This window comes from Novosphingobium sp. FG90 (assembly GCF_057808725.1).
This window is the reverse complement of sequence record NZ_JBMDIO010000070.1, coordinates 1-7,054: the sequence shown is the minus strand read 5'-3', so window position 1 is coordinate 7,054 and position 7,054 is coordinate 1. Positions and strand designations below refer to the sequence as shown.

The following is a 7,054-nucleotide window of genomic DNA, read 5'->3' as shown; positions in this document are numbered from 1 at the left end:
CTTACGCCACTCCCGCCAACCCTATCACCCGCCTTCGTGAATAAAACAGGCTAGGGTTTCCGACGATGAAGGCGGAAGTTCGAGCGTTCCCTGCTCGGCGCCTCGCTCCTTGAGTTTCAGTGCCGCCGACACCTCCGCCCGGTCGATCTGGATGAACGGATCGTCCATCGGAGCGCGCATCGGCTCGCTCCGGTCGAAGAATTGCGATAGTTTAGACCATGCCCCCATAAGTGGCATTTAGACGCGGTATCGAGCTGAATCCAAGTCACATCTTGGCGTGGGGAAGAAAATGCCCTGCGGCGTTTCGCCGATGCCACTTACCACAATTGGCCTGTCGGTGGCTGGGCATGCACTGGTGAAAAGCAGTATGGGGGACGAGACGATGCTATCGATGGCCCTCATGCTTTTTTCGCCATATGATCGGGCGTGCGCTGTGAAGGTACAGGGGTAACTGACCGGACATGGCCGCGGTGGGGATGACGTGTGCCGCGGATCTTCACGGCACCATCCTCCGCGGCATGCTCTTCCGACCAATTCGAGCCGTTCCACGCCCTGCGCCGGAACGGTTGCCTTCGCCCGTTGCCGCAAACGCGGAGCCGGTAGACGAGCCGAACGAGATGTTCCCCGGGCGCTGACCCGGATCCCCCGCACGAGGCTCCCTTGGGGGACCCGCGACTGATCTATGAGACCGACCTTGGGAGCCGCCGCCGGCTCCCAAGGCACTTGACTTCGGGCCATTCGCGCACGCAAGACTGCCTCAATAAAGACAGCTTTCCGACGGATTCAAAATGACGCTCGATATTCGTGGAAGTCTGAAGAACACCAAGATAAGTTCCGACAGATACGTCGTCCTCGAAGAACTCATCTCGAACTCGATCGACGCTTTCCTAATCCGGCAGCACACCGATCCAGGGACACGGAGTCTTGCGATCTCAATCGAGGCCGACATCACTTCGTCTGGTCTGTTTGGCGATGGCACAGATATATCGATCACTTGCACTGACAATGGCTGCGGCTTCGGTAACGATCAGGCCGACGCGTTCGTAACAAAGGACACGTCGTACAAGGACGACCTCGCCATCGCCGGGATCGGCAAGTGCAAGGGTTCGGGTCGCATTCAGTACTTCCACCACTTCGAGCGCGTGGGGGTGCAGAGCACGTTTCGCAACGAGACGGGGGTCGTCACACGCACACTCGTGCCCGACCTCGCACGCAAGAAGATCGACATCGCCGACTTCATCAGCACCAACGGCGACGAACGCCAGATAGGCACCGCGATCAGGCTCGAGGGCCTCAGGGACGCGACCCGGGCAAAGCTCTTCCGGATCGAAGCCTTGGCCGACGTCTTCTCGGCGGCAAACATGCGCCGCAATATGCTGATTGCGTTTCTGCAGCGCCTTGTGAGCCTCAAGTCGCGTTTGGGCGACTTCGCGATCGCGTTTGAGACCCGAAATTCCAATGGTGACGTCGAACGGAGCAGCCTGACAGCGGCGGATCTGCCGGATGTCACGGTGGTCAGATCGACCGCGGTCGCCGAACGCGATCCCAAGTCCGGCGAGCCGTTGGGTATGACGCAGACCTTCTCCCTCTCCCACTACCGGCTTGACGCCCAGACCTACGACCTTCCACGCAACGCGATCTCATTCTGCGCCAGATCTTCGCCGGTGCTCGACATAACTAAGAGATACCTGAAGACGGTCGCCGAGCAGAACCGCCCGGTCGAAGGCTTCCACCACATCGTGCTGATCGAGGCCGACCTCCTCGACCGGCGCGTCAACGAACAGCGCGATGGATTCCACGAGATTCCCGACGAGCTGCCGGTCTACGACCTCTTCACCGACGCTACCGTCTCATTCGCCGACATCTACGAACAGATCGACCCCATCATCGCGGAGATGGTCAGTCCCTCCGGCTGGAGCAAGGACGACGTCATCAAGGACGTGGCTGACAAGTTCGGCGTAATTCAGGCGATGCTCACCGACACCGACACGCGGGTCATCTACGGCGACACCGCCAAGTCCGTCGCCGAGCGCGTGCTGAAGAAGTACCAGGAACGTATCGTCGCCGATACCGCCGAGATCTTCGACCTGCGCGCGGAGATCGAGACGGCTGAGCCGCACACTGCCGACTTCCGCCAAAAGATCAACGAGCTGTCGTGGAAGTACACCTCGTACCTCAAGACTTTCGACATGGCGAACCTTTCCCAGCTCGTCGTCCGTCGGGCAGCGATCGTCGAAGTTCTAAAGCTCGCCTGCGGACGCGGCCTCGCCGTGCAGGCCGTCGAAGACGGCCAGCGTCGCAAAGACGAGCAGATCATCCACAGCATCTTCTTCCCGATGCGGAAGGACAGCCGTGAGACGACCGATCACGACATCTGGCTCCTGAGCGAAGAGTATCAGTACTACGACTACATCGCGTCCGATAAGCCGCTCTCCCAGATCGAATGGGACGACGGAGGGAAGCTGTTCCATCCGACTATCGACGCCGAATTGGAGGAGACCCTGCGCCGCCGGACCAAGGATCATTCCGCCAAGCGACCCGACATCGCGATCTTCGGAGAGGAGGACTCGGCGATCATCATAGAATTCAAGGCGCCGGGCGTTCCATTGGACGAGCACATCGGCGACCTGTCCCGCTACGCGCACCTGCTTGCAGCGAAGTCGAACGGACGCCTGAAGAAATTCTACGGCTATCTGGTCGGAGACACGCTCGATCCGCTGGGAATGATCGGCTGGAAGAAGTTCGCGTCCGGCCGCAGCTTCTTCCACACTAGCGCTCTGGAAGATCCGGACACCGGACGCATGCTGGGCGAGCTGTATGCCGAGACCCTGCTCTATGAGGACATCGTGGATCGGGCCAGCAAGCGGATCGGGGTGTACCGAGAGAAGCTGCAGATTGACTTCTCGAAGAAGTAGCATGTCGTCCACTTCCAACAGGCTATGTGATCTATGAAGCCGGGGGACGCCGACGAAACCGGCGTGCCGCGACCGCCGTCCGACGGGGAGCTCGACGCCGTGGTCGCAAATCTCCAGCGCTCGGTCCAAGAGTGGGCCACCCGGCACGAACTCTGGTTAGACTGCGGCTTCCAGTCCTACGCGGAACGGGTTGACGGAGAACCCGGAATCACGCCCGTCGTCACGATCCTCCACTTCGACGGCGACCTGGGCCGAGCGCTCGACGGCGAATTTGATGGCCTCGACTTGGAATTCCACGAACTGCTCGAGCGCCAAGGCTTCTGGTATGAGCGAAACGATGCTGTCAGCGCACACATATATCCGCGAGACGAAAGCCCGCTGCTCCAGCCGTTCCTCGACCAGGCGAACTGGCAGTGGGTCTGCAGCCTCGTTCAGCAGGACGTGGCCGACGTCCACGAGGAGCTGTACTCGCATTTCGCGAAGCGTCCGGCCGATCTCGAGCGCCTAACTTGGAGAGAGTATGAGATACTTCTCTTCAGGATCTTCCAAAGCCAGGGGTTCAGCTGTGAACTCGGCCCAGGCACTAACGACGGTGGCGTCGACATTCGGATCCTGCAGCGCGATCCGCTCGGCGACATACTGACCCTCGTCCAGGCCAAGCACTACGCGCCGAAGAACAAGATCGACCTCTCCGCCGTAGCGGCACTTCACGGTGTCGCCGATGTGGAGGCAGCGCATAGAAGCATCTTCGTCACGACCTCTGACTATCTGCCGTCAGCACGAAGATTCGCCAGCAGAACCAAAATTCCGATGACGCTCGCGACGTCCGAGCATGTGCGGGACTGGTGCCGGAACGCGAGTGACGGGATCATCCGCGACAAATCCAAGCTGATCGCGCCTGAAGCGGTCTCGCGTTTGATCCAGGACCTAGTGGCACACGATCCCCGCATCGTTCACGCGAACACAGGCTACTCGATGATCATGAACCAGTTCGCGATGGTGCTGAAGGAGACCAAGCACGCGGCACTGCTGATGGCCATCCCCGCTCGAACGATATCGGACGATGGCTATGGCCAGAGGGGCCTGGAAGTCCCCGACATCGGCCCTGCCTGTCTCGATCGATTGACGGCCGACACGGTCTTCCGGGCGAAACGATCCGTTCGCAACGGCGAAGTCAGCTACTGGACGGGTAGCAACCTGTTTTCGCCTTGGAACGGGGCGCCAGCCTACTTCGACCTCTGCGATTGAGACGGCCAAGGCCGTTCGATTCCCGCACGTCGTTTATATAACAAAACGACCGGAAGGTTTACGCGACCCGGATGACGGATTTCAGCATATATCTCCGGACGGCCCTTATCCCTCCACAGGTTCGCCCGGCGCTGTCAGTTCTGACTCAGGTGGCATTTTCGCATAGTTCAAGGACCAGCGGAGCAGCAGCTTCCCGCCACAGTCGCAGGGAATGGTGCCCCACTCGTGTTTGGCCATTTTCTCGATCGAGGCGGAGGTCACAAAGTGCGTCGTTCCGCACAGGCAATCTAGGTGGTGGCCCCGTCTGGCGAACTCATATTCGCCGTCCCTGATCTCAACATCCCATGTCTCGGCGCATTCCGGATTAATGCAGCTGACGATCTTGCGCTCTGGAAGGCATCGCATCCGGCGCTTGTTGGTCGCGCCGCACAGGCACTCGAACTTGACCTCTTTACCAAGCCCCGTGGAGATCATTGTGCCGGATGCAATGCGCTCGATCTCGGCTAGCGCCACTTCGACCTGCTTTCTGATTTTGGTGGCGTCACCATATGGCTTGACCTGATCCGCCTTGTTGACCGGCAAGTTGGCATGCAGCGCCACGTTGGAGAGGGCGTTCCAGAGCTTCTGGACATAACTCGCCTTGAAGCCGACCTGAGTGCCGATCTCGATATATTCCTGCGCCTCGTAGTCTTCGCGTGTCGGTTCGAGGCCATCAGGTAATGGAAGGCGGCTCATCGAAAGCGTGTAGGTGTCAGCCACATGGGGATCGACGCCCTCGGTAAGTATCTTGATCACCCGAGCCGGCTGCCAGCGAATCTCGTCATGCGAGATATAGTCATGCATGGCGCGCAACCGTTCATAACAGATCCGCTCCAGGGCAAGCCTGCACTCCAGCGCGGCATAGGTCAGGTTGCGCGGGAAACCTTCTTCGAGTTGTGCTCGGATGGTGGAGATGCTGTCACGCAGGTCGATCATTTAGCTCCAATAGCATAGACGATCAGAGCTGAGGTGGTCCGAGTAAAGGTGCTGAAGGAAAAATTGCTATCGATTGAGGAAACAGCCGTCCACGGCTGAGTTCCTAACTCTAACGCGAATCCCCATCTCTAGCGCGAAGGAGAAGGAAATGGCCGAAGTCTTTGCGCCGCACGATCCCGCCCGATGCTGTCTGTGCGGCTCGGTTGAGGACCTGACGGGCGAGCACAAGGTCAAGGCGTCGACGATCAGGGCCCTGTTCTCGGGCGAGCCGATGATGATCGGCACGTTCGACGAAGGGGCGCGTCCTCGTCGGGCGCAGAGCTCCAAGTCGAAGGCTTTCCACTTTCAGTCGAGGGTCTGCGTCGTCTGCAACTCGACGAGGACGCAGGGCGCAGATGTCGAGTTCGCGCGCTTCGACGAGGCAGCGCGGGAGTTGCTCGCGCAGGGCGCTGATCCCGCAACTGCGTTCGATGATCCGCGCTACGCCGTAGGGGGCGCGCCCTACCTGAACGTCTTCCGGTATCTCGCGAAGGTTCTGGCCTGCCACATCGCGGAAGTGGGCGGTCCGCGCTTCACGGCTCTTGTGGAATTCGCGATAGGGCGCAGCGACGCGAACCTCGTGAGCGTCCGCATGGGGGCGGACGGCCGGTTCCAGTTCTGGTTCGACCACACCGGCGATCCGGAGTTTGCCGGGCACGGCGGCCTCGGCGCCACGTTCTCGAAGCGCACCGGGCTGGCCAACGGCTTCGCGTCATCGTTGACGCATGGGGCCCTCCGATACGAGTTCGGGATCAGCTTCAACTGGATGATCGGCCTGCTCCTGCGCATCCAGCACCCCACCTTCCACCAGCGTCTCGCCGAAGCTCGTCGCGAGACGCTTGCCGCTTCCGACGGCGCGTCCGAGTCCGCCTGACCCGGACACTTGGGCTAGCGGTGGCTCACGCTGCCCATCGCGTAGCCCGAGTCGAACGATCCGCGCGCGGCATCGGCGGCGTCGGCCGACTTCATGAAGAGGTCCAGGTTGAGCGGGTGGCGGTGGATCTCTTCCGAGAACTTCGCGTCGGCGGCGGCCTCCGCCTCGATCGAGGCGGTGATCGCGGCGAGCTTCTCGTAGTAGACCGCACGCATTAGGTTCAACGCGGTCTCGATCTGCTGACGGGCGCGCCGGACGAGGTTTCGATCCACGGTCTGCCGCCTGGTCACCACGCCGATCTTCGCTTCCGCTCCGCTGAACTGGAGGATGACGAGTTCGGCCTGCCATTCGCCGCCGTAGCTTCCGCCGGAGCCGAAATGGGCGATCGCGCTGTCGCGCAGATCGCTCAGCTCCTTGTGGACGATCTTCTCCTCGTCGCCGAAGCGGGTTCGCAGATCGAAGCCGCCTCGTTCCTTCGACTCTGTCTTGGTCGCGCGGACGTAGAGCACGAGCGCGTTGTTGAGCAGCGCGGACTCGGTGATGAGCTTGCGGTGGTCGTCGGGATCGGCCGGAACGGTCAGCTCCGCCTCCAGCGCATCGATGCTCTCCATCGCCATCACGAGATCGGTCGAGAGCGAATGGAGGTCGCGCGCGCGCCGAATCTGGTTCGCGAGCGGGATGAGCCGCTTCTCGGCGAAGAGGCGGTCGGCGAAGGCGGAGAGGTTGTAGGTCGGGTCCGGTGCGGTCATCGCAGGAATTTAGGAGCGGGCGGGCGCACTTCAAACACATAGGCCTGGCACGGCGCAGGGATCGGGAGATGAGCATGGCGGACCGCGAGGATACCTAGAATGTCTGCTTCGCGACTATCTCGTCCATTTTGGGGTGCCGAAAAGGGGAAAGCGGTCCGTCTGCACCTGGGCAACGAAAAATCGACTCCCAACGACTGATAAGGTGAAGGGTTTCGGGCGCTTGCGTACGAAAGCCTCCCATGCAGGAACCCGCG

The 7,054-nt window shown here is 60.9% G+C and carries 6 protein-coding genes; 3 read left to right on the top strand and 3 right to left on the bottom strand.

Features of this window, described 5'->3' with window-relative positions:
- Positions 1-24: 24 nt before the first annotated feature.
- Complete coding sequence (locus ACODRZ_RS26130; RefSeq protein ID WP_488973114.1) at positions 25-168, bottom strand: hypothetical protein; 144 nt, start codon at positions 166-168, stop codon at positions 25-27.
- Positions 169-788: 620 nt separating this feature from the next.
- Here ACODRZ_RS26130 and ACODRZ_RS26125 point away from each other — a divergent pair.
- Both ACODRZ_RS26125 and ACODRZ_RS26120 read left to right on the top strand, forming a co-directional pair.
- Positions 789-2,915 (top strand): hypothetical protein, encoded by a 2,127-nt coding sequence (locus ACODRZ_RS26125; RefSeq protein ID WP_488973113.1) that lies wholly within the window; start codon positions 789-791, stop codon positions 2,913-2,915.
- A gap of 33 nt (positions 2,916-2,948) precedes the next feature.
- Positions 2,949-4,163, top strand: coding sequence for a restriction endonuclease (locus tag ACODRZ_RS26120; protein WP_036529982.1), 1,215 nt, complete (start codon positions 2,949-2,951; stop codon positions 4,161-4,163).
- 105 nt (positions 4,164-4,268) lie between these two features.
- Here ACODRZ_RS26120 and ACODRZ_RS26115 read toward each other — a convergent pair whose 3' ends face one another.
- A complete protein-coding gene (locus ACODRZ_RS26115; protein WP_488973112.1) occupies positions 4,269-5,138 on the bottom strand; it encodes a hypothetical protein in 870 nt (289 codons plus the stop codon).
- A 148-nt stretch (positions 5,139-5,286) separates the two neighbouring features.
- Between ACODRZ_RS26115 and ACODRZ_RS26110 the strand changes: the two genes are divergently transcribed.
- A complete protein-coding gene (locus ACODRZ_RS26110) occupies positions 5,287-6,051 on the top strand; it encodes a hypothetical protein (protein WP_488973111.1) in 765 nt (254 codons plus the stop codon).
- 14 nt (positions 6,052-6,065) lie between these two features.
- On the opposite strand, the gene ACODRZ_RS26105 is transcribed toward ACODRZ_RS26110, so the two are convergent.
- Positions 6,066-6,800: a hypothetical protein gene (locus ACODRZ_RS26105; protein WP_488973110.1), complete on the bottom strand. Its 735-nt coding sequence runs from the start codon at positions 6,798-6,800 to the stop codon at positions 6,066-6,068.
- Between the last annotated feature and the right edge of the window lie 254 nt (positions 6,801-7,054).

Bases quoted from the DNA above. Each gene is read 5' to 3' on its own strand.
- ACODRZ_RS26130 (WP_488973114.1), bottom strand. From the start codon at position 168: ATGGACGATCCGTTCATCCAGATCGACCGGGCGGAGGTGTCGGCGGCA.
- ACODRZ_RS26125 (WP_488973113.1), top strand. From the start codon at position 789: ATGACGCTCGATATTCGTGGAAGTCTGAAGAACACCAAGATAAGTTCC.
- ACODRZ_RS26120 (WP_036529982.1), top strand. From the start codon at position 2,949: ATGAAGCCGGGGGACGCCGACGAAACCGGCGTGCCGCGACCGCCGTCC.
- ACODRZ_RS26115 (WP_488973112.1), bottom strand. From the start codon at position 5,138: ATGATCGACCTGCGTGACAGCATCTCCACCATCCGAGCACAACTCGAA.
- ACODRZ_RS26110 (WP_488973111.1), top strand. From the start codon at position 5,287: ATGGCCGAAGTCTTTGCGCCGCACGATCCCGCCCGATGCTGTCTGTGC.
- ACODRZ_RS26105 (WP_488973110.1), bottom strand. From the start codon at position 6,800: ATGACCGCACCGGACCCGACCTACAACCTCTCCGCCTTCGCCGACCGC.